Annotated in this window: 24 protein-coding genes; 14 read left to right on the top strand and 10 right to left on the bottom strand. The window is 68.1% G+C overall.

The window, feature by feature from the left end; all coding sequences use genetic code 11:
- Positions 1–13: 13 nt before the first annotated feature.
- Positions 14–967, top strand: coding sequence for a DegV family protein (locus AC5RV3_RS02175; protein WP_494120725.1), 954 nt, complete (start codon positions 14–16; stop codon positions 965–967).
- Positions 968–1240: 273 nt separating this feature from the next.
- Here the strand turns inward: AC5RV3_RS02175 and AC5RV3_RS02170 are convergent, their stop codons facing one another.
- The 3 genes from AC5RV3_RS02170 to AC5RV3_RS02160 form a co-directional block, all read right to left on the bottom strand.
- The gene (locus tag AC5RV3_RS02170; RefSeq protein WP_494120724.1) at positions 1241–1951 is read right to left on the bottom strand and encodes a hypothetical protein; all 711 of its coding nucleotides are present in this window, start codon (positions 1949–1951) and stop codon (positions 1241–1243) included.
- A gap of 129 nt (positions 1952–2080) precedes the next feature.
- Entirely contained in the window at positions 2081–2647 is a 567-nt protein-coding gene (locus AC5RV3_RS02165) for a phosphoribosyltransferase family protein (protein ID WP_494120723.1), read from the bottom strand.
- Positions 2648–2811: 164 nt separating this feature from the next.
- The gene (locus tag AC5RV3_RS02160) at positions 2812–3369 is read right to left on the bottom strand and encodes a hypothetical protein (protein WP_494120722.1); all 558 of its coding nucleotides are present in this window, start codon (positions 3367–3369) and stop codon (positions 2812–2814) included.
- Between the two features lie 287 nt (positions 3370–3656).
- Here AC5RV3_RS02160 and AC5RV3_RS02155 point away from each other — a divergent pair, with 287 nt between their 5' ends.
- From AC5RV3_RS02155 to holA, 3 genes are all read left to right on the top strand, one after another.
- The gene (locus AC5RV3_RS02155; protein WP_494120721.1) at positions 3657–4469 is read left to right on the top strand and encodes a ComEA family DNA-binding protein; all 813 of its coding nucleotides are present in this window, start codon (positions 3657–3659) and stop codon (positions 4467–4469) included.
- Complete coding sequence (locus tag AC5RV3_RS02150) at positions 4466–7165, top strand: ComEC/Rec2 family competence protein (RefSeq protein ID WP_494120720.1); 2700 nt, start codon at positions 4466–4468, stop codon at positions 7163–7165. Before AC5RV3_RS02155 ends, AC5RV3_RS02150 begins: the two co-directional genes overlap by 4 nt.
- Positions 7166–7336: 171 nt before the next feature.
- Positions 7337–8344, top strand: coding sequence for a DNA polymerase III subunit delta (gene holA, locus AC5RV3_RS02145; RefSeq protein WP_494120719.1), 1008 nt, complete (start codon positions 7337–7339; stop codon positions 8342–8344).
- A 70-nt stretch (positions 8345–8414) separates the two neighbouring features.
- On the opposite strand, the gene AC5RV3_RS02140 is transcribed toward holA, so the two are convergent.
- The 3 genes from AC5RV3_RS02140 to AC5RV3_RS02130 all read right to left on the bottom strand — a co-directional run bounded on the left by AC5RV3_RS02140 (position 8415) and on the right by AC5RV3_RS02130 (position 10253).
- Positions 8415–8918 (bottom strand): DUF2231 domain-containing protein, encoded by a 504-nt coding sequence (locus AC5RV3_RS02140; RefSeq protein ID WP_494120718.1) that lies wholly within the window; start codon positions 8916–8918, stop codon positions 8415–8417.
- A 266-nt stretch (positions 8919–9184) separates the two neighbouring features.
- Complete coding sequence (gene rpsT / locus AC5RV3_RS02135) at positions 9185–9445, bottom strand: 30S ribosomal protein S20 (RefSeq protein ID WP_493978395.1); 261 nt, start codon at positions 9443–9445, stop codon at positions 9185–9187.
- A gap of 229 nt (positions 9446–9674) precedes the next feature.
- Positions 9675–10253: a type II toxin-antitoxin system PemK/MazF family toxin gene (locus tag AC5RV3_RS02130; protein ID WP_494120717.1), complete on the bottom strand. Its 579-nt coding sequence runs from the start codon at positions 10251–10253 to the stop codon at positions 9675–9677.
- Between the two features lie 238 nt (positions 10254–10491).
- Between AC5RV3_RS02130 and lepA the strand changes: the two genes are divergently transcribed.
- A complete protein-coding gene (gene lepA / locus AC5RV3_RS02125; RefSeq protein ID WP_494111208.1) occupies positions 10492–12345 on the top strand; it encodes a translation elongation factor 4 in 1854 nt (617 codons plus the stop codon).
- Between the two features lie 44 nt (positions 12346–12389).
- Positions 12390–13619 (top strand): radical SAM family heme chaperone HemW, encoded by a 1230-nt coding sequence (hemW, locus tag AC5RV3_RS02120; RefSeq protein WP_494120716.1) that lies wholly within the window; start codon positions 12390–12392, stop codon positions 13617–13619.
- Here hemW and AC5RV3_RS02115 read toward each other — a convergent pair.
- Positions 13567–14193, bottom strand: coding sequence for a TetR-like C-terminal domain-containing protein (locus tag AC5RV3_RS02115; protein ID WP_494120715.1), 627 nt, complete (start codon positions 14191–14193; stop codon positions 13567–13569). The genes hemW and AC5RV3_RS02115 overlap by 53 nt on opposite strands.
- Positions 14194–14248: 55 nt before the next feature.
- On the opposite strand from AC5RV3_RS02115, the gene AC5RV3_RS02110 reads away from it, so the two are divergent.
- Positions 14249–14734, top strand: a complete 486-nt coding sequence (locus AC5RV3_RS02110) for a DUF4188 domain-containing protein (protein WP_494120714.1) — start codon at positions 14249–14251, stop codon at positions 14732–14734.
- A 13-nt stretch (positions 14735–14747) separates the two neighbouring features.
- Here AC5RV3_RS02110 and AC5RV3_RS02105 read toward each other — a convergent pair whose 3' ends face one another.
- Positions 14748–15170, bottom strand: a complete 423-nt coding sequence (locus tag AC5RV3_RS02105; protein WP_494120713.1) for a DUF4870 domain-containing protein — start codon at positions 15168–15170, stop codon at positions 14748–14750.
- Between the two features lie 110 nt (positions 15171–15280).
- A complete protein-coding gene (locus tag AC5RV3_RS02100) occupies positions 15281–16123 on the bottom strand; it encodes a DUF3097 family protein (protein ID WP_494108935.1) in 843 nt (280 codons plus the stop codon).
- 146 nt (positions 16124–16269) lie between these two features.
- Between AC5RV3_RS02100 and hrcA the strand changes: the two genes are divergently transcribed.
- The 3 genes from hrcA to AC5RV3_RS02085 all read left to right on the top strand — a co-directional run bounded on the left by hrcA (position 16270) and on the right by AC5RV3_RS02085 (position 19318).
- Positions 16270–17283 carry a heat-inducible transcriptional repressor HrcA gene (gene hrcA / locus AC5RV3_RS02095; RefSeq protein ID WP_494111202.1) on the top strand — a complete coding sequence of 338 codons (1014 nt, stop codon included), beginning with the start codon at positions 16270–16272 and terminating at the stop codon, positions 17281–17283.
- Positions 17284–17357: 74 nt separating this feature from the next.
- A complete protein-coding gene (gene dnaJ / locus AC5RV3_RS02090) occupies positions 17358–18488 on the top strand; it encodes a molecular chaperone DnaJ (protein ID WP_494111201.1) in 1131 nt (376 codons plus the stop codon).
- A 2-nt stretch (positions 18489–18490) separates the two neighbouring features.
- Positions 18491–19318 carry a 16S rRNA (uracil(1498)-N(3))-methyltransferase gene (locus AC5RV3_RS02085; RefSeq protein WP_494120712.1) on the top strand — a complete coding sequence of 276 codons (828 nt, stop codon included), beginning with the start codon at positions 18491–18493 and terminating at the stop codon, positions 19316–19318.
- 19 nt (positions 19319–19337) lie between these two features.
- On the opposite strand, the gene AC5RV3_RS02080 is transcribed toward AC5RV3_RS02085, so the two are convergent.
- On the bottom strand, positions 19338–20249 hold the full coding sequence (locus tag AC5RV3_RS02080; protein ID WP_494120711.1) for a GerMN domain-containing protein: 912 nt from the start codon (positions 20247–20249) through the stop codon (positions 19338–19340).
- Positions 20250–20619: 370 nt separating this feature from the next.
- On the opposite strand from AC5RV3_RS02080, the gene AC5RV3_RS02075 reads away from it, so the two are divergent.
- From AC5RV3_RS02075 to era, 4 genes are read left to right on the top strand one after another with little or no spacing between them, the layout of a single operon-like run.
- The gene (locus AC5RV3_RS02075) at positions 20620–21726 is read left to right on the top strand and encodes a PhoH family protein (protein ID WP_494121012.1); all 1107 of its coding nucleotides are present in this window, start codon (positions 20620–20622) and stop codon (positions 21724–21726) included.
- Positions 21723–22196 (top strand): rRNA maturation RNase YbeY, encoded by a 474-nt coding sequence (ybeY, locus tag AC5RV3_RS02070; protein ID WP_494120710.1) that lies wholly within the window; start codon positions 21723–21725, stop codon positions 22194–22196. The genes AC5RV3_RS02075 and ybeY overlap by 4 nt, the downstream gene beginning before the upstream one ends.
- Positions 22197–22205: 9 nt before the next feature.
- Positions 22206–23543, top strand: a complete 1338-nt coding sequence (locus tag AC5RV3_RS02065) for a hemolysin family protein (protein WP_494120709.1) — start codon at positions 22206–22208, stop codon at positions 23541–23543.
- Positions 23544–23581: 38 nt separating this feature from the next.
- Positions 23582–24529 carry a GTPase Era gene (era, locus tag AC5RV3_RS02060; RefSeq protein ID WP_494121011.1) on the top strand — a complete coding sequence of 316 codons (948 nt, stop codon included), beginning with the start codon at positions 23582–23584 and terminating at the stop codon, positions 24527–24529.
- Positions 24530–24619: the final 90 nt, after the last annotated feature.

The raw sequence follows: 24619 nt of genomic DNA, 5'->3' as shown, positions 1-24619 counted from the left end.
CGGCCCGGCCCCGATGAATTGGCTCGAGCACCTCGTACAGCGGTCCAAGCAGTTGCTGCAGCAGCAGCAGGCGCCTGCCCGGCCGGGGCAGCCGCCGCGGCACCGGGTCGCCGTCGTGACGGATTCGGCGGCGTCGCTGCCCGCGGACTGGGTCAACCAGCCGGACACGGCCGACTGGCTGCGGGTGGTGCCGATGCCGGTGATGATCTCCGGGCAGATTTACGGGGAAGGCGTCGACGACGTCGCGTCCGCCCTGGCGGTCGGGCTCGCCGAGGGACGCGACATCAAGACGTCGCGCCCGTCGCCGGGGCTGCTCGAGCGGACCTACCGGGAGCTCGAAGACCTGGGCTTCGACGCGATCGTCTCCATCCACCTCTCGGCCGAGCTTTCCGGCACGATCGAAGCGGCAGGCCTGGCCGCCGACGGCGTGGGCATCCCGGTGGAAGTAGTGGACACGCGCAGCGCCGCTCTGGGTGAAGGATTCGCCGTCATTGACGCCGTCGTCGCGGCGCAGAGCGGTCTCGACCGCCAGGCCGTGACGGATCGCGCCAAGGCTGCCGCCGTGTGCTCCGACGTCTTTTTCTACGTGCCCAGCCTGGACCAGCTGCGCCGCGGCGGCCGGATTTCCGCCGCCTCCGGACTGCTCGGCTCCCTGCTGGCGATCAAGCCGTTGCTGGCCATCCGCGACGGCGCCATCCTCCCGCTGGAGAAGGTACGGACCGCCGCGCGTGCCCAGGCCCGGCTGCAGCAGCTGGTGGTGCGCCGGATCGAGGAACTCGACTACGAACCCCGGGTTGCGGTGCACTACTTCGGCAACGAAACCGAGAGCCGGGCAATCGCGGACACCCTGCAGCAGTACCTGAGCGACGACGTGCTGTTGACCCCGGTGCCCTCGGTCCTGGCCGCCCACACGGGCCTGGGCGTCGTCGCGGTGGTCGTCGGGCCGCCGACGCCGCCTCTGGGCTGAGCGTCCCTCTCCTCCACAGACGGCGCCGCAGGTAGGTCTAAGCTTGCACTCCGTACTGGGTTCCGAGATTCTGAGCGAGGGCTTTAAGTGGCCTTCGATGGATCCTGACCCCGCTGTCTGGATGGTCCTGATGGCTCATCCTTCAGTTGAGTAAACCGGGACCAGAGCACCTCGCCCTCCCGAGTCTCACAAGTTTATCCATCCGACAATAGTCAGACGGCTGCCCCTTATGTTCAACCTGTCTTGAGAACCTGTTGCTCAGCGATGCCAGCTTCAGGAGTACCTTGGCTCGGGCCTAACTGCGACCGAGTGCCGACCGGCCCACCCTGCCATCAACAGCCCTGCCAGCACCGCCGCGCCTGCGAAGCCCTGCGGCGAAGCCCATCCGAACTCCGGCAGCGTCAGCGCCACGGCAACGACCGCGCAGGACAGCAGGAACTCGGCGGCGGCTCGCAGGGGCCGCTGCCTGGAAACAGTCCATGCGATGAAGTGTGCCAGCGGTACTACCGGCACCATGGCGAGTAGAGCGGGACCGAGAATCGGGTAGAACCCGTAAACGACGAAGAACAGCGACGATGCGGCCAGGAGCACCACGAACAGTGCCAGCTTTGCCACCCGCTGCGTCCTGCTGTAACTGTCCCAGCGCAGGCAGATAATGGCCCAGGCCGGCAGGCCCAGTAGCCAGAGCCCACCCCAGTAGCCGGTGCCCAGCACCCACAGTGCCACCATCAACAAACCGGGCAGAACGAATGCCAGGATCCGGCCCCAGATGGCATCCCTGATCCCAGGACCGTAGATGAACAACCCAACCGCCGCGTAAACGATCGCATACCCGGGCAACAGTTCAGCATCGGGCCGGGTCCCCAGCCCAAGGAGGAGCAACAGGATGCCGATTGCTGCGACAGCCACAGCGGCCACCGCCCAGGGGCGGCCTGGTGCCGCTACATCGTCAAGCCAGTCGCGCCGATCCCTGAGGGTCTCCATGCCTGCAGTATTGCAGAGCAGGCGGGAGATGCCCGCCGCACCTGCCCCTCATGCCTGCCCGACGATCACGGCAGAGCATAGGCATTCGCACCGGTCGCTCACCCGTAAGTGGGGGTGCCTTCGGGTGTGTCAGGTACGTCGGTAGAAGTCTCGGACGTGGAAGACAGACTTAAGGTTTAACTGGCGCCGGGGCTGGCTTTCTTTGAGGTTGTCAATAAGGACCGATGCTCCAACCCAGGTAGCGCCGATTTCGTGCATGAGTCTTTGGAGCGCCAGGAGCTGACCGCCTGTATCGATCAAATCATCCACGGCAAGGACGCGGTCTCCGGATCTGATGAGGCCTTTGGGGAGCCCAAGCTCAAGGTGGCGGTCCTTGTAGTCGGGCGGGCTCGTGACTGTGACCCAGGGATCGCTGTCGAAGGTCGGGGCGGCGTCTTTTGGCACTGGACAGAACCCGACGCCCAGATTCGACGCAGTCAGCGCCCCTGTCAGGTACCCGCTGGCGGACGGGCCAATGACAACGGTGGGAGCGGCCGCGCGGAAAGGTTCGGCGAGCAGTTCGCCGATGCCGGCCAAAACCTCTGGCTCCCGCCACCAACTAAAAAGATTGAAGTAGTTTTGGTTGATTGAGCGAGTCGTTTTCCACTCGAATGTCTCCGCCATACGCTGTCGGAGTTCTCTAGGTTTCGCGGCCATGGGCTGAATCCTAATATCCAAAACCTTTTTGCATGCATCCCCGAGCCCTAACCGGGACCATGCCGCCAGTTGGGACTAAGAAAGCGTTGAGCATAACCCGGCTGCTTGGCCTGCCTCTGCGGTCCCTTGGCGTCTCCGGAACAAATTCCTGGTGTTATCGTCGTTCATCTCCCGCCTCCCGATTTTCGGTCCGTGCGGGGCGCAAATAAGCGCCGTAAACCTCTGAGCGGCGTAGGCCAGGCGGCTCGCTCTTCATAGTGCTCCCGGAGATCTTGCAGAAGCTTTTCGTATTCGGTCCGCTCAAAGGTAAAGGATTGGCCCGGGAAGATCCAAGGCTCATCGTCAGCGGCTTGCCAGCCGAAACTCTGCCACGTGATTGTCTGTGGCGTCTGCGACAGTTCCATGCTTACCGCGCCGCACCATAGATCGCCGCAGACCGGACAGAGCAGGAGCGCAATACGCCCGTCGCCGAAGTCACCGGGAATTTGTCCCAGCAGTCGGTCCAAGTACTCCATTGCGGCCTTCGGTGGCCAATCGTCGCGCAGTGCCGTAATTTCCTGTTCCGGCCGCGCCGCGTCTTTTGGAACTCTCAACAAGTCCTTCAGGGGCCGACCATCAACCAGAAAGCCCAGGAACTCCAGCGGGTTCTCTCTTCCCGAGGGAAAATCCGTGGAGTGTGAGGTAGCAGCTTCGACACTCAGGCGGTGGCGGTCGTTTCCCATGCACTCAGTATTGCCGAAGGGATTATTTGTCCATGCGGATTTTTGATCTCTGCCGACCAGACAAAAAGCGTCACGAGGTACGTCCCTGTCTCGTCGGTCGAACAGGAGGGAAGCAAAGACTGGCGGGCGGCGGTGTCAGGACATGCGTCGTCGCGGTGGTCGTCGGGCCGCCGACGCCACCCCTGGGCTGAGAGTTCTTTCCCTCCACAGACTGCGCCGCCGGAGCGGTTGTCCACGAGTGCTTGCCGGCCGGCCGGGCAGCAGCACCGCCGACCTAGTGTTGCCGCATGGGCCGACACCGCTGGCTTCCGGCAACCGCCCGCGGCGGTATTGCGTCGCGGCCGAGGCGAACTCCGCGCTTCCGCATAGCCCTCGGGGCAGCGTTCGTGGTGGCGGGGCTGTGCCTGGGCTACGGACTTGTTTCGCTGGCAACGGCTGATGTGAGCCGCTCGGCTGCTCCCATCCTGGAGAGCATTCCGCTGGCGTCCCGGACTGTCGACCGGGCTCTCGACGAGGGAACCGAAGGGAAGCCCCCAGCCGAGCCGTCTACTGCCGGCGGGGACGGTACGGAAACCGAGGATGATTCGGCAGGCGGCGGCCCCGGCATCATTGTCCATGTGGCCGGGGCTGTTGCCTCGCCGGGAATCGTGCGGCTGGCCGATGGCGCAAGGGTGTTCGAGGCCATTGACGCGGCCGGGGGTGCCACGAAGAAGGCGCAGCTCGAGGCGCTGAACCTGGCGGCGCCGTTGACCGACGGACAGCAGGTCTACGTGCCCACACCGGATACGCCGGGTCCGGAACCGGCGGCCGGTTCGGGAGGCGGCGGCGGAGCCGGCGGAGGCTCTAGCGACGGCCCTCCCAGCGGCGACGCGGAAGCCGGCGCGGGCGGCGCCACGGGCGGTCCGGCCGCCAAAATCAACATCAATACGGCGACGGCCGAGGAGCTCCTCGAGTTGCCCCGTGTTGGACCCGTGCTTGCCGCCCGGATTGTCGAGTTCCGTGAGCAGCATGGCCCGTACGGGCAGCCGTCGGATCTCGATGCGGTGCCCGGCATCGGGCCGGTCATGCTGGAGGCGCTGGTGGAGCTGGTGTCGGTATGAGCCGGCCGCCGCGCTGGCAGCGGTACGCGGAAGCGGCCCGACGTCCAATTGCCGCGACGCCGGACCAGGATGAGGGGCGGCAGCCGCCCAGACGGCCCAGCGGCCTGGGCCGGCGGTTGCTGCGCCACGTCAAACCCGATCCCGCGGCGGCTGAGGCCGCTGCGGCAGAGGCCGAGAGCCGGCGCCTGGATCTTCGGTTGGGGCTGGCGGCGGCCGCGTGCTGGGCGTGTGCCCTCGTGTTCCCGCACGCGCCGCCGGGGGTGGCCCTGCTGTCCGCGGGCCTGTTGTTGGGAACCGCCGCTGCAGCGGCCGCCCGTTTGCTGTTGCCGGCGCGGCAGGTCCGGCTGCTGCCTCGGCCAACGGGGTTGCCGGCACGCCTGCACCGGGCCCGGCCCCGGGGAAACCCGCCTCAGCCATGTGCCCGGCCGCGGCGCGGCGCCCGCGGTGCGGGAGGCATCGCCGTCGTCGTTGTGTTGTGCAGTTGCACCGGGTTGCTGGCACTGACGGTGGGCCTGCAACAGGCAGAGCGGCTGGCGGGCCCGATCGGGTCGGCCATCACGGGCGAGCAGACCATCACGGCCCGCCTGGTGGTGACCGGTGACGCAGCGGAAGTCAAGGCACCGCGGCAGTTTGGCAGCGGCCCGCGTTTCCACCTGACGGCCACCATCGTCGAGGCCACCGCCGACCGCGTGCGGTTCGAGGCCGACACCCCGGTGCTGGTCCTCGGCGGGCCGGAGTGGTCCCACGTGCGGTTCGGCGAGCGGCTGCGGACCTCCGGCAAGCTCGTCCGGGCGGACCCGGGCCAGGCCGTCGACGCCCTGCTGATAGCATCCACCGCCCCGTCGGAGCGCTCGGCGCCACCCCTGGATGCGTGGATTTCGGGCCTGCGCGGCCAGTTCGTGGCGGCGTTGGCCGGATTGCCAGCCGACGCCCGCGGGCTCCTCCCCGGAATGGTGCTGGGGGACAAGGAACATCAGGGCGCGGACCTCGAGGAGGCCATGCGGCGTACCGGGCTGACGCACCTTCTCACGGTCAGCGGCGCCAATGTCTCGTACGTGCTGGCCTTCATCTATCTGCTCGGATCGGCGGTCCGGCTGCCACGGTGGGCGAAAGCGGTGGCGGGCCTGACCGGTCTCGCCGGATTCGTGCTCCTGGTCCGGCCGGAGCCCAGCGTGCTGCGCGCGGCGGTGATGGGCTCGCTGGGGGTGGTCGCGGTGCTCAGCGGACGGCGCAGGGCTTCGCTGGCCTTCCTGGCCCTGGCGGTGCTGGTGCTGCTGATCGTGGATCCGTGGCTGGCGGCCAGCTACAGCTTCGTGCTGTCGGTGCTGGCGACCCTCTCCCTCGTACTGCTGGGGACCGTGTGTTCCCGACGGCTGCAGCGTTTACTGCCGGTCCCGCTGGCCCACACGGTGGCCATGCCGCTGGCCGCGCAGGTCTTCTGCGCCCCGGTTATTGTCCAGCTTCAGCCCGAACTGGCCCTGTACTCGATCCCCGCCAATGTGGCTGCGGCACCGCTGGTCCCGTTCATCACGGTCGCAGGCATGATCGGGACGGGACTGCTGCCGCTGTTCCCCGAACCGGGCGCCGCGGTGCTGCATGCCGCGGGCTGGATGACCTTGTGGATCGCAGGGGTCGCCCGTTGGTTTTCCGCACTGCCCATGGCCGCGCTGCCGTGGGCAGGTGGCCCGCTCGGCGCCGCGGGAGCGGCTGGCGCCGGCTTGGCGCTCCTCTGGGGACTGCGGGCCGCGGGCAGGCGACGGGCTTCGCAGGAGCAGCGCCCCGGGTCCGACGACAACGGCGCGGCGGCGCTGCGGGTCGGCGGCTTCGCTGTCGGCACGCGCGCGGCGTTCCTCAAGCTGGCCTGCTGGACGGCCCTGCCCGGGCTCGCGGGAGGAGCGCTGGCCGGGGTGCTGCTGCCGCGGGCGCCGGCGGGGGAGTGGGACGTGGCGGCCTGCGACGTCGGGCAGGGTGATGGCGTGGTGGTGCGGACGGGCGAGGGCAGCGCGATCGTGGTGGATACCGGACCCGTCCCGGAGGCGATGGACCGGTGCCTTGACGGACTCGGCGTGGAACGGATCGACCTGCTGGTGCTGACCCACATGCACCTGGACCACTATGGCGGACTCGACGGAGCCGTGGCGGGACGGGAGACGGCGCGGGTGCTGTACTCGAGCGCCGGGGCAGCGCCGCCGGCTCCCGTGCGGGCCTCGCTTGAGGACCGGGGGCTGCAGGCAGAGCGCGCCTTTGCGGGCCTGTCCGGCTCGTCGGGAGCAGTTGGTTGGGCGGTGCACTGGCCGGTGGAGGGCAGCGGCGGCCTGTCCGAAAACGACGCGAGCCTCGTCGTCGACATCACCCTGCCCTCCCCGGCCGGGGGATCGACACGGATGCTGCTGACCGGCGACCTGGAGGAGGAGCAGCTGCCGGCCCTGATGCGCCGGTTGGGCCCGGAATTCGCGGTCGACGTGCTCAAGGTCAGCCATCACGGGGCGCGGAACGGGGGAACCGCACTCATCACCGCGCTGCGGCCGGCGGCGGCCCTGATCTCCGTGGGCGCCGGCAATGAATATGGCCATCCGGCGGACGAAATCCTGGCGGCGCTCCAAGCGGCCGGCGTGCACGTCCTCAGGACCGACGAGCTGGGAACGGTCCTCGTGGACGTCGGCGACCGGGAATTGTCCGTCCGCGCCCACAGCTAGGCGGGTAGTCGTGACCTGAGCCCGCCGGGTAGCGATGACCTGAGCCCGCCGGGTAGCGATGACCTGAGCCAGCCGGGTAGCAGGGGGCCTGAGCCAGGCGGCAGCGGGCAACTGCTTTGGGCAAAAGAGCCGGATCGTGAAACTCTTGACCTGAACAAGGAGGAACCTGCCGTGAACCCGCCACCCGGATCCCGCTCTTCGGCCGCGAAGAAGAGCGCCGTCACCGTCTCCTGGCGAGACGTCGAGCCGGCCGCCGTCGTGCTCGTCAGCGGTCCGGAAGAGTACTTGGCCCACCGGGCCAAGGAACGCATCCGGGGCCTCCTGCGTGGCCGGCAACCCGACCTCGAGCTGGTCCAGCTCGATGCCTCCGCCTACACGACCGGCGAGCTCACGATGCTGGCCAGTCCCAGCCTCTTTGGAGAAGCCAAACTCATTGAGGCGTCGTCCCTGGCGCAGATGACCGACGAGTTCCTCACGGACATGCTGGCCTATGTGGCGGCACCGGCCGAGGACGTCTGGCTCGTCCTGCACCATGGGGGCGGTACCCGCGGCAAGAAACTGCTGGACGCGGTCAAGGCTTCCGGGGCACCCGTGGTCGACTGCCAGGCCATGAAAAAGGACTCCGAAAAACTGGACTTCGTCAGGCAGGAGTTCAAGTCGGCCCGCCGGGCCATCGAACCCGCCGCGGCCCAGGCCCTGGTTGCCGCCGTCGGCTCGTCGCTCCCGGACCTGGCCGCCGCCTGCTCCCAGTTGATTTCCGACGCCGACAGCGCAGTCACCGAAGAGACGGTCGAGAAGTACTACGGCGGCCGGGTCGAGGCCACCGGATTCAAAGTCGCGGATGCGGCCGTTTCCGGCCGTGGCGCCGTCGCGCTGTCGTCCCTCAGGCACGCCTTGGCCACCGGTGTGGATCCCGTGCCGATCGTTGCCGTGCTGGCCATGAAGCTGCGCCAGATTGCCAAGGTCAAGAGCGCGTCCGCGAATGCACGCGACCTGGGCATGGCGCCGTGGCAGTTTGACCAGGCCCGCAGGGACGCGCGGCTGTGGGAATCAGATGCCCTGGCCCGCTGCATCCAGGTCTTGGCCGAGACCGACGCCCAGGTCAAAGGCGAGGGCCGGGACCCGGAATACGCCGTGGAGCGGGCCGTCACCTTGATCGCCACCAGCGCCCGCCGCTGAACGCCGGCGCCAACGGTTCCGGGAACTCTCCGCCCTGGACTTGGTGGCCGGTACAGCAGGGTTCCCGGCCTCAGGCGCCGCTGGCTCGTCCGCCGCGACCCCGGACCCGGCTGCCCATGTAGCCGCCGAGGAAACCCCCGGTAATAGCAACCGCTGAGCCGGCCCGGGCCAGGCCGATCCCCAGCCCATGGCGGCCCCTCCGGCGGGCCAGCCACGAGCCGGCGAACACCAGCGTGGCTGCCGTGGTCGCGGATGAATGCAAGACGCCGATGCGCCGCGTGGCCGGGTCCGCCGTGGTCCACTCGGCCAGGCCGGCCACAGCGGTGGGCAGGGCGGCCAGCACGCCCAAACCGACCAAGCGGCGGGCAGCCCGGTGCTCTCCGCCGTCGTCGTCAAACAAGTCGAGGAACACGGCCATAAACCAGGCCCCGAACGGCGCGTCGGTCAGGATCGCGTGCGGCGGGATGGCTGTGTCCACCCCAGTGAAGAACCGCCTGAGAGCGGGCCCGACCAGGGGAGCGCCCAGCCCGCCCAGCACCTTGACCGCCCCGTCCAGGGCCGGTGAACGCCCCATCCGGTCGACTAAACGCAAGTAAGCATTCGCGCCGTTCATTTCCCCCGCCCCATCCCGCCCCAAGCTACCGGCCCGCGCTCGTCGCCCAGCGCCCCGCGCTGGCACCCAGGCCCCGCGGGACACAACCGCCCAGCGGACACAACCAAAGGTACCCTCCGGGCAGGCCGCCGTCTGCAGCAGACGCGAAAAAGCCGAAGGCCGCCTCCCCGAACGGGTGGCGGCCTCCGGCCTTGGCTTGGTTCGGCCTGTCGGCCGGAACGCGCTGTCTAGAGCGCGTTAACCTTCTTGGCCAGCGAAGACTTGTGGTTCGCGGCGTTGTTCTTGTGGATGACACCCTTGCTGACGGCCTTGTCCAGCTTCCGGCTCGCGGCAACCAGGGCGGTGGCGGCGGCGTCCTGGTCAGCGGACTGGACGGCACCGGTCACGGCGCGGATGGCGGTCTTCAGCTCGGACCGAACCGAGATGTTGCGCTGGCGTGCCTTCTCGTTGGTGAGGATGCGCTTCTTCTGGGACTTGATATTGGCCACGAAATAACTCTCTTTGTTGAGGAACTTGGTCTTTTGAGGGCAGTCGGTCCGGTCATTGACTGAGCGGCGTGGGGTACCGTAATGGCAACCGGCCCGAGGTGCCCGTCGACCTGCGCGGACACACAGCTATAAATGTTAGCAGATCCGTGCTCCGGACGGCGGACCTGCGTGGCGCCGACACGCCGCTCCCTGGCCGCGGCTCAGGTCGCAGCGGCCCGCGACCCTCCGATCAGCTCCAGCCGCGGCGGCGCATGGCCCCGGCAACCTTGTCGAACGAGGCCCGCGGAAGCACCGCTCCTTCGCGCCGGACCTGATCCGGCTCCAGTTGCAGCACGCGGTCGAGCTTGACTTCGCTCGGGCGGCCCCGGACGTCCCAGGCGCCGGAGCCCAGGTCCAGGTAGTCGCTGTCGCGCCTGCCGTCGTTGTTCCGGTCCCGCGTGGTCAGCATGAGCGCCAGCAAACGGCCGCGGTGGTAGCCGATGACCAGGACAGGCCGGTCCTTGCCCCGCGTGTAGTCCTCTTCGTAGGGCACCCATGTCCAGACGATCTCGCCCGGATCCGGCGCGCCGTCGGCTTCGGGGGAGTAGCTGATGGTCCCGGTGCCTCGGTAGTCGCCCGGATACGGCGTGCCCGCACCGGCTTCCGTGCCCCGGCGGCCGGCGGCGCCTGCGGGAGGTTGCCCCTGCCTGCCGGCCACCGGGCCGCGCCGCTGCGTGGAACCTTCGAAGCGTCCGGAACCGGACAGGCCACGGAACGCCCGAACGGCGGAGCGAAGGAGACGGTTGAGACCCCGCTGGGAAAATGCCATGGACCTAGGCTACTGAACGGCGGCACGTGTGCGATCTTGGCTGTCTGTCGATTCGGCGCGTGCGCGATATTGGCAGGTTCGCGATTTTCGGCGCGTGCGCGATCTCGGCAGGTACGGGTGCGGTGCGGGTGCGCGGATCCCGGGCCGGCGTGGGACACTTATAGTTGAGCAAAATCAGCGTGCTGGTCGTACCGGCCGCATTGCCGTAGCCCGCTTGTCTGAGAGTAAGGAACCATCTGTGTCACCGATGGCCCGCACCGCGCCGGTGCCTGCCGCCACCGATCCGGCGATCATCAGGAACTTTTGCATCATCGCCCACATCGACCACGGCAAGTCCACTCTTGCCGACCGGATGCTCCAGCTCACCGGCGTGGTCCAGCCGCGCGACATGAAGGCCCAGTACCTGGACCGGATGGACATCGAGCGGGAACGCGGCATCACCATCAAGTCCCAGGCCGTGCGCATGCCGTGGGAGCTGGACGACGTCAGCTACGCCCTGAACATGATCGACACCCCCGGCCACGTGGACTTCACCTATGAGGTTTCGCGGTCCCTGGCAGCCTGCGAAGGCGCAATCCTGCTGGTGGACGCGGCCCAGGGCATCGAGGCCCAGACACTGGCCAACCTCTACCTGGCGATGGAGAACGACCTCACCATCATCCCGGTGCTGAACAAGATCGACCTGCCGGCCGCGCAGCCGGAAAAGTATGCCGCCGAGTTGGCGAACCTGATCGGCGGCGACCCCGAAGACGTGCTGAAGGTCTCCGGCAAGACCGGCGTGGGCGTCGAAGCGCTGCTGGACAAGATCGTGCGCGACCTGCCGGCCCCGACGGGGAACGCAGACGCGCCCGCCCGCGCCATGATCTTTGACTCGGTCTACGACACCTACCGCGGTGTGGTCACCTATGTGCGGGTGGTCGACGGAAAGCTCTCGCCGCGCGAACGCATCCAGATGATGTCCACCCGGGCCAGCCACGAACTGCTCGAAATCGGAGTCAGCTCGCCCGAACCCACCCCGTCCAACGGCCTGGGCGTCGGGGAGGTCGGCTACCTGATCACCGGCGTGAAGGACGTCCGCCAGTCCAAGGTGGGCGACACCGTTACCAACCTGGCCAAGCCGGCGGCGGAGTCCCTGGGCGGCTACGCAGACCCCAAGCCCATGGTCTTTTCCGGGCTCTACCCGATTGACGGCACGGACTATCCGGTGCTGCGCGACGCACTGGACAAACTCAAGCTCAACGACGCGGCACTGATCTACGAGCCGGAGACCTCCGCGGCCCTCGGCTTCGGCTTCCGCGTCGGCTTCCTGGGCCTGCTGCACCTGGAAATCACCCGCGAGCGGCTCGAGGCCGAGTTTAACCTGGACCTGATCTCCACGGCGCCGAACGTGGTCTACGAAGTCACGCTGGAGGACAAGAGCGTCGCGACGGTAACCAACCCGAGCGAATACCCGGACGGAAAGGTCTCCGAGGTCCGCGAGCCGATGGTTTCCGCCACCATCCTCGCGCCCAACGAGTTCGTGGGCACCATCATGGAGCTCTGCCAGTCCCGCCGCGGGGAGATGAAGGGGATGGACTACCTCTCCGAAGACCGCGTGGAGCTGCGCTACCGGCTGCCGCTGGCCGAGATCGTCTTCGATTTCTTCGACAACCTCAAGTCGCGCACCCGCGGCTATGCCTCGCTGGACTGGAAGGCCGACGGCGAGCAGGTGGCCGACCTGGTCAAGGTGGACATCCTGCTGCAGGGCGAACAGGTCGACGCGTTCAGCGCCATCACGCACCGCGAGAAGGCCTACAGCTACGGCGTGATGATGACCTCCAAGCTGCGCGAACTCATCCCGCGCCAGCAGTTCGAAGTTCCCATCCAGGCCGCCATCGGATCCCGCATCATCGCGCGTGAAAACATCCGCGCCATCCGCAAGGACGTGCTCGCCAAGTGCTACGGCGGCGACATCTCCCGCAAGCGCAAGCTGCTGGAGAAGCAGAAGGAAGGCAAGAAGAGGATGAAGATGGTCGGCCGCGTGGAGGTCCCGCAGGAGGCCTTCATCGCCGCGCTGTCGTCGGATGACTCCAAGGACAAGGCAAAGAAGTAGTTCGGCAGTGCGTGTGATAACAACGACGGCGGAGGCCCGCCTCAGTGCCTAGCGTCCTGCCCCTTGGGGACCCGGCGCCGGCCGACGGTCTGCTGCCCGCCCAGGCGGCGGAAGGTGCGGAAGACCGCGCGTTCTGCCTGTATGTGCACATTCCGTTCTGCCGGGTGCGCTGCGGCTACTGCGACTTCAACACCTATACCGCCAAGGAGCTGGGTTCGGGGGCGTCGCAGGATGAGTACTCGGGCACGCTGAACACGGAGCTGGATCTGGCCGCGCGGGTACTGCGCGGTTCCGGTGTGCCGGACCGGCCGCTGTCCACTGTCTTCTTTGGGGGCGGCACGCCCACCCTGCTGCCGGCGGCGGACCTGGCGTCGATGCTGCGCCAGGCGGCGGGCCTGTGGGGTTTGGAGCCGGGCGCCGAAGTCACCACCGAAGCCAACCCGGACTCGGTCACGCCGCAGTCGCTGCAGATCCTGGCCGACGCCGGTTTCACCCGGGTGTCCTTCGGCATGCAGTCGGCCGTGCCGCACGTGCTGCAGGTGCTCGACCGTACGCACGACCCGGAACGCGTGGCGCAGGCCGTGCAGTGGGCACGCGACGCCGGGCTGAACGTCAGCCTTGACCTGATCTACGGCACGCCGGGCGAATCCATCGCGGACTGGGAAGCCAGCCTCGCCTCCGCGATCAGCTGCACGCCGGACCATATCTCCGCGTACGCCCTGATCGTCGAGGAAGGCACCAAACTCGCCGCCCAGATCCGCCGCGGCGAAGTGCCCGGCATCGACGACGATGACCACGCCGCGAAGTATGAGATCGCCGACGCGCGCCTCGGCGCCGCAGGTTTCGAATGGTACGAGGTCAGCAATTGGGCCCGCACTCCCGGGGACCGCTGCCGGCACAACCTGGCCTACTGGCGCGGGGACGACTGGTGGGGAGCCGGTCCCGGCGCCCATTCGCACATGGGTGGCGTCCGGTGGTGGAACGTGAAGCACCCCGCGGCGTACGCCCAGCGTTTGGCAACGGGGGTCTCGCCGGCAGCCGGCCGCGAGACGCTGGACACCGGCACCCGTCAGCTGGAACACGTAATGCTGCAGACCCGCATCATCGACGGGCTGCACACCCGGGATCTGGGGCCAAACGGGCGGAAGGCCGTGGCCGGACTGATCGCCGATGCCCTGGTGGACCCCGCCGCGGCGTTCGCCGGCACCATCCGGCTCACCCTCAAGGGCCGACTGCTGGCCGACGCCGTGGTGCGGCGGTTGCTCGAGGACTGACCGCGCCGGCCTCCAGCGACCGGCCCACCCGGTGGAGCGCCGCCTCGTAGGCTGAGTCCCAGCTCCACCCCGCCGCCGGCGCGCCCGCCAGTTCCAGCGAGACGAGCCCGTGGACCTGGCCCCACACAACGCCGACCATGGACGCGACGTCGTCGTCCGATGCCCCGGGAAGGGCGGCGGCGACGGCGGCAAACAGCGGCGCGATCGCCGGTTCCGCGGCGCCGGGCGTTGGCCGGCACGGCACCTGGCTGGCCAATGAACCGCCGAACATGAGGCCGTACAGGACGGGATGCTCCAGGGCCCACGCCCGGTAGGCCCTGCCCAGCGGTTCCAGCCCACCGGGAGCGGCCCGCTGCTGGGCGGCCGCAAAGGAGGCAAAGCCGTCGTCGAGAATGGCGGTCAGCAATTCCGCCTTCCCGCCGAAGAGCGAGTACACCGCCGTCGTCGACGTCCCGGCCGCCGCCGCGATCGCCCGGAGCGACACGGCGGCTGCGCCGTCGCGGGCTATCAGGGTGGCGGCGGTGTCGAGGAGCCTGCGGCGCAGCGAATCATCGTGGACTATGGGTCTTGCCATGCCCCAAGTATTCCATAACAATGTTCTGTAACAACGTTATGAAAGGAATCGGCTCATGTTCGAACACGTACACACAGGACGGTTCACGGCCGATCCGGGCAGCGAACGGGTCACCGTCTTCCTCATCGGGATGCGCGCCAACCGATGGTGGAAGGTCGGCAAGGTGGCACGCACCGCGTCAGCGATGCCGGCGATGCTGGCGCACCTGGCAGCGGCGCCGGAAGCCGGGCTGCTCGGCTACCACCAGTGGCTCGGGCGCACCACGATCCTGGTCAGCTACTGGAAGAGCCCGGAACATTTGCAGCGGTTTGCGTCCGACCGCGCGGCGCCGCACCTGGAACCCTGGCGCCGTTTCATGCGGGAATCGGCCGGCAGCGGGGACGTCGGCGTGTGGCACGAAACCTACGAGACGGTGCCGGGAGGCCGCGAGAGCGTCTACAGCGACATGCCGCGCTTCGGTTTGGCAGCCGCGACCGGCCACGTGCCGATCGCGGCGGGGATGAACACCGCGCGCCAGCGGTTGTCGCGGCAGGCAGGGTAGGAGGGCGGTGCCGCTACCCGAACAGGCGCAGGTTGTAGGCGTACCGGTACGGAACGCCGCGGTTGCACTTGACGCCGGCAATGACGGAATTGACCGTCAGGAAGACCCAGATGGCGGCCGCGATGACGGCGAAGAGTCCGCTGACCGCCGGAATGACGATCAGCAGGTTCGCAATGATGGCCACCACGGTGGGCGGCACGGTGAAGTTCAGGGCCTCTTTGGACTCCTGGGCGGTAAACGGTCCCCGGTCCTTGAAGATCAGGTAGATCGCCAGCGACGGGAAGCAGCCCAGGATGCCGCCGAAATGCGCCATGGTGGCCCATTGCCGGTCCTCCGAAGGGGTCAGGGGCAAGGCGGACGCCGACGCGCTCTGGTACTGCTGGCGCGGAGCGGACTTGCGCTCCGGCTGCTGCTTACGAGCAGAGTTATCGGACACTGGACCTACCTTCGGAAAAATCTGCTGATGGCTCACTTCTGTTCCTAGCCTAGCCGTTCCACCCCGCCATCCGGTGCATTCCGCGGGCGCCGGCGCCGGCCTCAACCGCCTCAAACCGTCAGGAAATCGATGACTTCTTCCACCCGGCCCAGGAGGCTGGGCTCCAGATCGGCGTAGGTGTTGACGCTGCCCAGCAGCCTCTTCCAGCCGTCGGCGATGTCGATCTGGGTCCGGTGCGGCCAGCCGAGACCGGCGAGGATGCCGGTCTTCCAATCGGTGCCGCGTGGCACCACCGGCCACTGGGTCCGTCCGATGACGGAGGGTTTGATGGCCTGCCAAACATCGACATAGGGGTGGCCCACAATCAGTACGTTGCCCGAGGCGGCGGGCACGGCCATGGCGGCCTCGGCAATCCGCCACTCCTTGGAATTGGGGACCAGATGGTCCACCAGGATGCCGAGCCTGCGCTGCGGCCCGGGGGAGAAGTCCGCCACTGCCGCCGCCAAATCGTCCACGCCGTGCAGGGGTTCGACCACGATCCCCTCCACCCGGAGGTCGTCTCCCCAGACCTTTTCGACGAGCTCGGCGTCATGCTTGCCTTCGACCCAGATCCGGCTGGCCCGCGCCACCCTGGCCCGCTGTCCCTCGACCTTGACCGAACCGGATGCCGTCCGTTGCCGGACGGGAGCCTTCGCGGCGGGCGCCGCCGGCACCACCTTCACCGGCTCGCCCTCGAACAGGAAGCCGAAGCCCAGCGGGAACGAGCGGACCTTGCCCCGCCGGTCTTCCAGCGAAACCAGATGCACACCGCCGGACTTCTCCACCCGAACGACGGCGCCGACCCAGCCGCTCTGTGCGTCCTCCAGGACCAGGCCCGGTTCGGCGCCGATTTCGCGCAGTGCCCGGGCCTTGGGGGCGGTGAGATCCTGGGGGCCCCAGCCGTAGCTGCTCATAAGCTTTAAGTCCTCTGCTGGTTGTCGTCCTCACGGCACGGCCGCCCGACAATGCTAACAACGGCGGCGACGTATTAGACTTAGCACTTGGACGTGTTGAGTGCTAACAGTCTGTCCGCAGACGAGTTGGAGACAGGAGGAGTGCAGTGAGCGAGGTCCGGAGGCTGGAAGTGCTCCGCGCCATTGTCGAAGACTATGTGCACTCGCGCGAGCCGGTGGGCTCCAAGGCACTGGTCGACCGGCACAGCCTGGGCGTGTCGTCAGCCACCATCCGCAACGACATGGCGGCGCTGGAAGAAGACGGGTTGATCGTTGCCCCGCACACCAGTGCCGGCCGGATTCCCACGGACAAGGGCTACCGCCTGTTCGTGGACCGGATTTCGGACGTCAAGCCGCTCTCTGCCCCCGAGCGCCGCGCCATCCAGAAACTGCTGGACGGCGCCGACGACCTCGACGATGTCATGGAACGCACCGTGCGTTTGCTGTCCCAGCTGACCAACCAGGTGGCCGTGATCCAGTATCCGCAACTGGGTGCCGCCAGGGTGCGGCACATCGAGTTCATCTTGCTGGGTCCGCGCAGGGTCCTGGTGGTGCTGATCGCGGACAACGGCAAGGTGGAACAGCATGTCGCGGCGCTTCCCGCGGACGTCACCGAGGATGCGCTGGCCACGCTGCGCGCCGCGTTCCTGTCCGCGCTGTCCGGGAAAGCGCTGGCGGCAGTGCCGGGCCTGCTGAAGACCTTCCCGGTGCCGGCGGAGGCCGCGCCCGCGGGCACGGCCGAGGCCCTGGCGTCGCAGCTTGCACAGCTCGCCGCGGCCACGAACGAGGAGCGGATCCTGATGGCCGGCACGGCCAACCTGGCCCGTTCCACGGTCGACTTCCAGCTGAGCATCGGCCCCATCCTCGAGGCCCTCGAAGAACAGGTGGTGCTGCTGCAGTTGCTCTCCGAGCTGCACCAGGACGCCCGGGGCATGTCGGTGAGCATCGGCAGCGAAAACCCCTACGGTTCGCTGGCCGAAACCTCCGTGGTGGCCACCGGGTACGGGCCGGGCGCGACGGCCAAGGTCGGCATCCTCGGCCCCACCCGGATGGACTATCCCACCACCATGGCCGCAGTGCGCGCCGTCGCACGTTATTTGTCACGGATCCTCGCCGGCTAGCCACACGCCGCGCAGTGTCCCCACCGGCCGTCGTCGCCGGTGAACCGATCCCCAGGAAGTGAAGTACTACTAAGGTGAGTAACCACTACGACGCCCTCGGTGTCAGCCAGGACGCCTCGACCGAGGAAATCAAGAAGGCCTACCGCAAGCTGGCCCGCAAACTGCACCCGGACGTGAACCCCGGCCCGGAGGCGGCCGAACAGTTCAAGCAGGTCAGCCACGCCTACGAGGTGCTGTCGGACCCGCAGAAGCGGCGCATCTACGACACCACCGGCAACGAGAACGGCAACGACAACGGTTTCGGCGGCGGTTTCGGCGGCGGCTTCGCCTTCCAGGACATCTTCGAAAGCTTCTTCGGCGGCGCCGGAGCAGGCGGCGCCGGCCCGGCCTCCCGGACCCGCCGGGGCCAGGACGCCCTGATCAACGTGCGGATCGACCTCAAGGACGCGGTCTTCGGGGTCAACAAGAAGATCGAGGTGGACACCGCGGTCGTCTGCCCCACCTGCGACGGCAGCTGCTGCCGCCCCGGTACCAGCCCGCGCACCTGCGACATCTGTGGCGGCTCCGGCCAGGTCCAGCGTGCGGTGCGGTCCATCCTCGGCCAGGTCATGACCACCGCCGCGTGCGGCAGCTGCCAGGGCTTCGGCACGATCATTCCCGACCCCTGCAACGAGTGCAACGGTGAGGGCCGCATCCGCAGCCGCCGTTCGCTGACCATCAAGCTCCCGGCGGGTGTCGGGACCGGGACGCGGATCCAGCTGGCCGGACAGGGCGAAGCCGGACCGGCGGGCGGACCGCAGGGTGACCTGTATGTGGAAATCCGGGTGAATCCGGACAAGAATTTCCTCCGCGAGGGCGACGACCTGCACGTCACTCTCTCGGTGCCGATGACCGCTGCCGCGCTGGGCACCGACCTCACCCTGGACACCTTCGACGGTGAACAGGAAATCAGCATCAAACCCGGCACGCAGGCGGGCGAGACCCTCACCCTGCGCGGCCTGGGCGTGACCCACCTGCGCGGCTACGGTCGCGGCGACCTGCAGGTGCACGTGCATGTGGAGACCCCCAGCAAGCTGGATGCGGAGCAGGAGGACCTGCTGCGCCGGCTGGCCCGGGCCCGCGGCGAGGAATACACCGAGGGCAAGCTGGCGTCCTCCGGCACGGGCGTCTTCGCCCGCCTGCGGGATCGGCTCGGTAACCTTTAGGCGTGACCAGCCACCTGTTCTTCACCGCTCCCGGCGAGCTCGACGCCGTCGCCCCGGGCGACAGCTTCACCCTGGGCGGCGACGAGGCCCGCCATGCCGTCACGGTCAAGCGGATTGAACCCGGCGAAGCCGTCGATCTGGCCGACGGTCGGGGCCGCCGGCTGGTCGGCGAGGCCGTCGCCGGCTCCTCCGGCCAGCTCACCGTCCGGGCGCTGCACGTCCTGCACGAGCCCAGGCCCGACCCGGAGTTGGTGCTGGTGCAGGCCCTTGCCAAGGGAAACCGCGACGAACTTGCCATCGAGGCAGCCACCGAACTGGGCGTCGATGCCGTGGTGCCGTGGCAGGCCGAACGGAGCATCGTGCGCTGGAAGGCGGACAAGGCGGCCAAGGGTGCGGCGAAATGGCAGCTGGCGGTCCGGGCGGCCGCCAAGCAGTCGCGGCGTGCGCGTGTTCCGGAGGTGGAGCCGCTGGTGGAACGGGCCGGCCTCTGTGCCCTGATCCGGGAGAGCCGGTTGTCGCTGCTGCTGCATGAGGACGCCGAGGGCAGCGTGGCCGACGCCCTGGACGGCGCCGGGTTGCGTGCGGGCTCATCCCCCGGGGAGCGCGGCGGAAACGACGGCGGCGGTGCCTCACCCGAAGGGCGTACCGGCGGCGCTACGCGCGTGCTGATGATTGTGGGTCCGGAAGGCGGGATGAGCCGGGCCGAAGTGGACGCGATGCTCGACGCCGGGGCGGTGGCCGTTCGGCTGGGTCCGCACGTCCTGCGTTCCTCCACGGCCGGACCCGCCGCCTTGACCTTGCTCAGCGAGTTACTGGGCCGGTGGCGCTGACCGGGCGGGCAGAACTGCCCTAGGTGATGGTGAAGACCTTGCTGTCCACATTCTGCCGTTCTTCGGTCGGTCCGCCCTGGTCCTTTTGGAACACGTACAGCCGGTAGGTGCCCGGATCCAGCTTTTGGCTGAACCTGAACTCGCCGATCTGGCCGGCGTCTGCATCAACGCGGGCCGTGCCGTCCTTGACCAGCTCGCCTTCGGACGTGTCCGCGGAGTCGGCAATGCGGTAGATCTGCCAGCTCAGCTCCGATTCGAACGCGACACCGCGGCCGAACACCTCCACGCGTCCGGCGGAGGTGGCACCTTCGGTCGGATCGATGATCCACACCGGGGCCGCCAGGCTGCTGTTCCGGGCCATGGGCTGGCCCAGCGGCACATGGCCGAAGGCTTTATACCCGTGGTGCCCGTCCACGAGGATGACCACTTCCAGGGGATTGTCCGACGTGCTCAGCCCGGCGTTCGCCGCCGCGGCCGTGGCGGTGTAGACCAGTTGCTGCACGGCACGTTCGGCGATGCCGGCGTCCACGCGGCGGCTAAAGGCGTCCGAGGAGATGTCCAGCGTGATGACCGAACCGTTGGTGATGGAAGCGCCCACCTTGCTTGCCGGGCTGAGCGGATTGAAGTAGTCCGGATCAAGGGGCTGCAGCCGCGTCAGCGCGGCCACCGCCGTCGTAATGGGGTCACCCAGGTTTTCCGCCTGGCGGTACTCGCGGTACAGGAACACGTTCTCGGCGTTGGTGCCCAGCCAATAGATGGGGGAGAGCTCCGAGGAGCGCAGGGTCTCGACCGGGACGCTGGAGACCAGGGGGCTGCTGGCCGAAGCGGGATCGGTGGGATTGGGCATGGAGGTCTGTCCGCCGCCGCCACCGCCGGCGGCCTGCGGCGAGCATCCGAGCAGCACCAGCGACGAGGCAGTGACCAGGGCCAACCACGCACCGAAGCGGCGTGTTGGGACCGAGCCTGCAGGCTGCCGGAGCTGGTTGCTGGTGATGCTTTCGATCCCTTCTGGCGTGCGGAATGACTGGGTGGAGGTGGGGCGGGAACGGGCGGCTGCCGCCCTTCCTGCCCCACTAGCTTGGCACACGGTAGGGGGGCTGATGGCTGCTTTAACCAGCGCTCAACCGGACTGATGCACGATTGATGCCGGATCGATACCAAGGCGTTTTTCGCCCCCGCAGAGGACTGCGCGGCGGCTCGTGCCGTAGCATGGACTTGTATCGTCAGCACCGGAACCCTTTCCGGCTTACCGCTAGCAAGCGCCCACCGAAGGAGCGATGAAAGGCCACATCGGCCGGACTATGTCCCAATCACGCCTGGATGTCGATCCGCTGGGATCAAGCAGCCGTTCCGTCCATTTCGATTCGTCGGAACACATGGTCAGGGCACTCGGTGCCCACGACGAGGTGCTGCGGGTCATCGAGTCGGAGATCAGCGATGTGGACCTGCATGTACGCGGCAACGAACTTTCCATCTCCGGCCCCGCCGACGCGGTGCGGCTCACGCTCAACGTGGTGGAAGAGATCCGCGCCCTGGCGGCGAAGGATACGAGGATCACCGCGCAGGTGGTCGCCCAGCTGCTGCGCATGCTCGGCGAACAGTCGGCGCAGCGGCCGGCCGAGGTCCTGACGCTGAACATCCTCTCCTCGCGCGGCCGCAACATCAGGCCGAAGACCCTGAACCAGAAGAACTACGTCGAAGCCATCGACAACCACACCGTGGTGTTCGGCATCGGCCCGGCGGGTACCGGCAAGACCTACCTGGCGATGGCCAAGGCGGTGCAGGCCCTGCAGCACAAAGAGGTCAACCGCATCATCCTGACCCGCCCCGCCGTCGAGGCGGGGGAGCGGCTGGGCTTCCTGCCGGGCACGCTCAGCGACAAGATCGACCCGTACCTGCGCCCGCTCTACGACGCCCTGCACGACATGATGGACCCGGAGTCCATTCCGCGCCTGATGGCCGCGGGGACCATTGAGGTGGCGCCGCTGGCCTACATGCGCGGGCGCACGCTCAACGACGCGTTCATCATCCTGGACGAGGCGCAGAACACCACCCCGGAACAGATGAAGATGTTCCTCACCCGGCTCGGCTTCGGTTCCAAGATGGTGGTGACCGGCGACGTGACGCAGATCGATCTGCCCGGCGGCACCAGCTCGGGCCTGAAGATCGTCAGCGAAATACTCGACGGCGTCGACGATGTCCGCTTCTCCCAGCTGGATGCCACGGACGTGGTCCGCCACCGGCTGGTCAGCGACATTGTGACGGCGTACAGCCGCTGGGACGAGTCCCGCCGTGGCGATGGCGGCCGGGGCGATGCCGGCCGTGGCGACGCCGGCCGTGGGCCGCGCCGCGCGCCCGCGGCCAGGCGGAAGACGGAAGCCGAAGCCGGCCCGGAGGGTGGAGCATGAGCATCGAGGTCAACAACGAATCAGCCGTCCCCGCCAACGAGGAAGAGTTGGTGCGGCTGGCACGGTTCGTGCTGGATTCGCTCTACGTCCATCCGGAAGCGGAACTGTCCATCATCATGGTGGACACCGAAGCGATGGAACGGCTGCACATTGAGTGGATGGACGAGCCGGGAGCTACCGACGTGCTGTCCTTCCCGATGGACGAGCTGCGTCCCGGTACCGCGATGAAGCCGGGCCCGCCCGGCGTGCTGGGCGACATCGTGATCTGCCCGCAGGTAGCGCAGGAGCAGGCGCAGAAGGCCGGGCACGGCCTGTTGGACGAAATGCTGCTGCTGACCACGCACGGCATCCTGCATCTGCTCGGCTTCGACCACGCCGAGCCGGCCGAGAAGGAAGAAATGTTCGGCCTGCAGCGCCAGCTGCTGTCGTCCTTCACGGGCAAGGCAGCGCCCACCGAAACCACCCTGTAGAGACCGGCGATGCTCTGGATACTGGCCGGCATGACGCTGGCTTTCACGCTCTTCGCCGGGGTGCTGACCGCCGCCGAGGCCGCCTTCACCTACCTGCCGCGGCACGACGCCGAAAACCTGCTGCGTTCCGGGCGGAGCCGCAGCCTGCGCCTCATCCTGGCCTCGCCGGCGGCGCACATGCACGGGCTGCGGTTCTGGCGCGTGTGGTTCGAGATGGCCGCCGCCGTCGCCATTGCGCTGCTGTTCCACGATCTGCTGGGCAACATCTGGCTGGCCGGCCTGCTGGCCACCGTCACGATGGCCGCCGTCGGGTTCGTGCTGGTCGGGGTGTCTCCGCGGCAACTGGGCCGGATGCACGCCAGCGCCGTCGTGCTTTCCACCGCACTGCCGGTCCGGCTGCTGTGCTCGGTGCTCGGTCCGGTGCCCCAATGGCTGGTCCGGTTAGGCAGCGCGGTGGCCCCGAACGCGCCGCGCGCCGACGCCGCCTTCTTCACCGAGGAGGAGTTCCGCGAGCTGGTGGACCGGGCCAACGAATCCGACATGATCGAGGACACCGAGGCGGAACTGATCCACTCGGTCTTCGAGCTGGGCGATACCAAGGTCCGGTCGGTGATGGTGCCGCGCACGGACATGCTCAGCATCGACTCCGGCTCCACGCTGCAGGAGGCCATGACGCTGTTCCTGCAGTCCGGCTATTCGCGAATCCCGGTGATCATGGACACCGCGGACCAGATCCGCGGCATCGTCTACCTGAAGGACGTGGCCGCCCGGATCCACGGCCGGGCCGACCACGGCGCCGGCATGCTGGTGGACCAGATCTGCCGCGAGGTCCGCTACGTTCCCGAGTCCAAGTCGGTCGGCGAGCTGCTGCAGGAGATGCAGCGCGAGTCCACGCACGTGGCCATCGTGATCGACGAATACGGCGGCACCGCCGGCCTGGTCACGCTGGAGGACCTCATCGAGGAGATTGTCGGCGAGATCGTCGACGAATACGACACCGAGCGCCCCGAAATCGAGGCGCTGCCGGACGGCCTGTACCGGGTCAGGGCCCGCACCGGCATCGACGACGTCGGCGAGCTGTTCAACCTGGAGCTGGACGACGAAGAGGTGGACACCGTCGGCGGGCTGCTGGCGAAGACCCTCGGCCGGGTGCCGATCGTCGGCAGCGAAGTAGTGCTGGACGGCCTGCATCTGCGTGCCGAACGGCTGGAGGGGCGGCGCAACCGCGTCAGCCACGTCCTGGCCTGGTATGAAGCGCCCGCCCGGGACCAGTACGTTAACGACGACGACGGCGCTGCCGCCGCCGATGACCCCGCCCGGATGCCCGGGACGGAGAGGGAACGATGACCAACCCCGAAAATGCCGAAAACAGCACCGACAAGGCCATGGCCATGCCCTCCAGCGGCTGGCCGGAGGACTACCGCGCCGGTTTCGTGTCGCTGGTCGGCCGCCCGAACGCGGGCAAGTCGACCCTGACCAACGCGCTGGTCGGGCAGAAGGTGGCCATCACCTCCGCCAAGCCGCAGACCACCCGGCACACCATCCGCGGCATCGTGCACCGGCCGGACGCCCAGCTGGTGCTAGTGGACACGCCGGGCCTGCACCGGCCCCGGACCCTGCTGGGGCAACGGCTGAACGACCTGGTGGCGGACACGCTTTCGGAAGTGGACGCGATCGGCTTCTGCCTGCCGGCCAACGAGAAGATCGGTCCCGGCGACCGCTTCATCGCCAACCAGTTGGCCGGCCTGTCCGGCAAGCCCGTGGTGGCCCTGGTGACCAAGACGGACCTGATGGACAAGCAGGCGCTGGCCGAGCAGTTGCTGGCGGTGGCGGCGCTGGGCGAGGAGATTTTCGGCCCGGATGGTTTCGCCGACATTGTGCCGGTTTCCGCCGCCAAGGGGGATCAGGTACAGACTGTCGCCGATGTGCTGGTCCAGCAGATGCCGCTGTCGCCGCCGCTCTATCCCGGCGGCGAGCTCACGGACGAGCCGGAAGCCGTCATGGTGGCCGAGCTGGTCCGGGAAGCGGCGCTGGAGGGCGTGCGCGACGAACTGCCCCACTCGTTGGCCGTGGTGGTCGAGGAGATCGTGCCGCGCGAAGGCCGCAGCGCCGACAACCCGCTGCTGGATGTCAGGGTGAACCTCTTCGTGGAACGTCCGTCGCAGAAGGCCATCATCATCGGCAAGGGCGGGGAGCGGCTCCGTGACGTCGGCACCCGTGCACGCAAGGGGATCGAGGGCCTGCTGGGCACCCGCGTCTACCTGGATCTGCACGTGAAAATCGCCAAGGACTGGCAACGCGACCCCAAGCAACTGGTGCGGCTCGGTTTCTGAGCCGCGGGGCAGCAGGGAACTTTCCCCGGCTGCAACCCGTAGAATACTTAGCGGCCAGTGATTGGGCTGGCCGCGTCTTTTCATCTGACT

The sequence above is a fragment of the Arthrobacter sp. Y3221114 genome, assembly GCF_059092625.1.
The sequence above is the reverse complement of the archived record's forward strand: the minus strand, read 5'-3'. Positions and strand labels throughout refer to the sequence as shown.

Coding starts and splice junctions, on each gene's coding strand:
- AC5RV3_RS02175 (WP_494120725.1), top strand. CDS start 14: ATGAATTGGCTCGAGCACCTCGTACAGCGGTCCAAGCAGTTGCTGCAG.
- AC5RV3_RS02170 (WP_494120724.1), bottom strand. CDS start 1,951: ATGGAGACCCTCAGGGATCGGCGCGACTGGCTTGACGATGTAGCGGCA.
- AC5RV3_RS02165 (WP_494120723.1), bottom strand. CDS start 2,647: ATGGCCGCGAAACCTAGAGAACTCCGACAGCGTATGGCGGAGACATTC.
- AC5RV3_RS02160 (WP_494120722.1), bottom strand. CDS start 3,369: ATGGGAAACGACCGCCACCGCCTGAGTGTCGAAGCTGCTACCTCACAC.
- AC5RV3_RS02155 (WP_494120721.1), top strand. CDS start 3,657: ATGGGCCGACACCGCTGGCTTCCGGCAACCGCCCGCGGCGGTATTGCG.
- AC5RV3_RS02150 (WP_494120720.1), top strand. CDS start 4,466: ATGAGCCGGCCGCCGCGCTGGCAGCGGTACGCGGAAGCGGCCCGACGT.
- AC5RV3_RS02140 (WP_494120718.1), bottom strand. CDS start 8,918: ATGGGGCGTTCACCGGCCCTGGACGGGGCGGTCAAGGTGCTGGGCGGG.
- AC5RV3_RS02130 (WP_494120717.1), bottom strand. CDS start 10,253: ATGGCATTTTCCCAGCGGGGTCTCAACCGTCTCCTTCGCTCCGCCGTT.
- AC5RV3_RS02115 (WP_494120715.1), bottom strand. CDS start 14,193: ATGGCAAGACCCATAGTCCACGATGATTCGCTGCGCCGCAGGCTCCTC.
- AC5RV3_RS02110 (WP_494120714.1), top strand. CDS start 14,249: ATGTTCGAACACGTACACACAGGACGGTTCACGGCCGATCCGGGCAGC.
- AC5RV3_RS02100 (WP_494108935.1), bottom strand. CDS start 16,123: ATGAGCAGCTACGGCTGGGGCCCCCAGGATCTCACCGCCCCCAAGGCC.
- AC5RV3_RS02075 (WP_494121012.1), top strand. CDS start 20,620: ATGTCCCAATCACGCCTGGATGTCGATCCGCTGGGATCAAGCAGCCGT.
- ybeY (WP_494120710.1), top strand. CDS start 21,723: ATGAGCATCGAGGTCAACAACGAATCAGCCGTCCCCGCCAACGAGGAA.
- AC5RV3_RS02065 (WP_494120709.1), top strand. CDS start 22,206: ATGCTCTGGATACTGGCCGGCATGACGCTGGCTTTCACGCTCTTCGCC.
- era (WP_494121011.1), top strand. CDS start 23,582: ATGGCCATGCCCTCCAGCGGCTGGCCGGAGGACTACCGCGCCGGTTTC.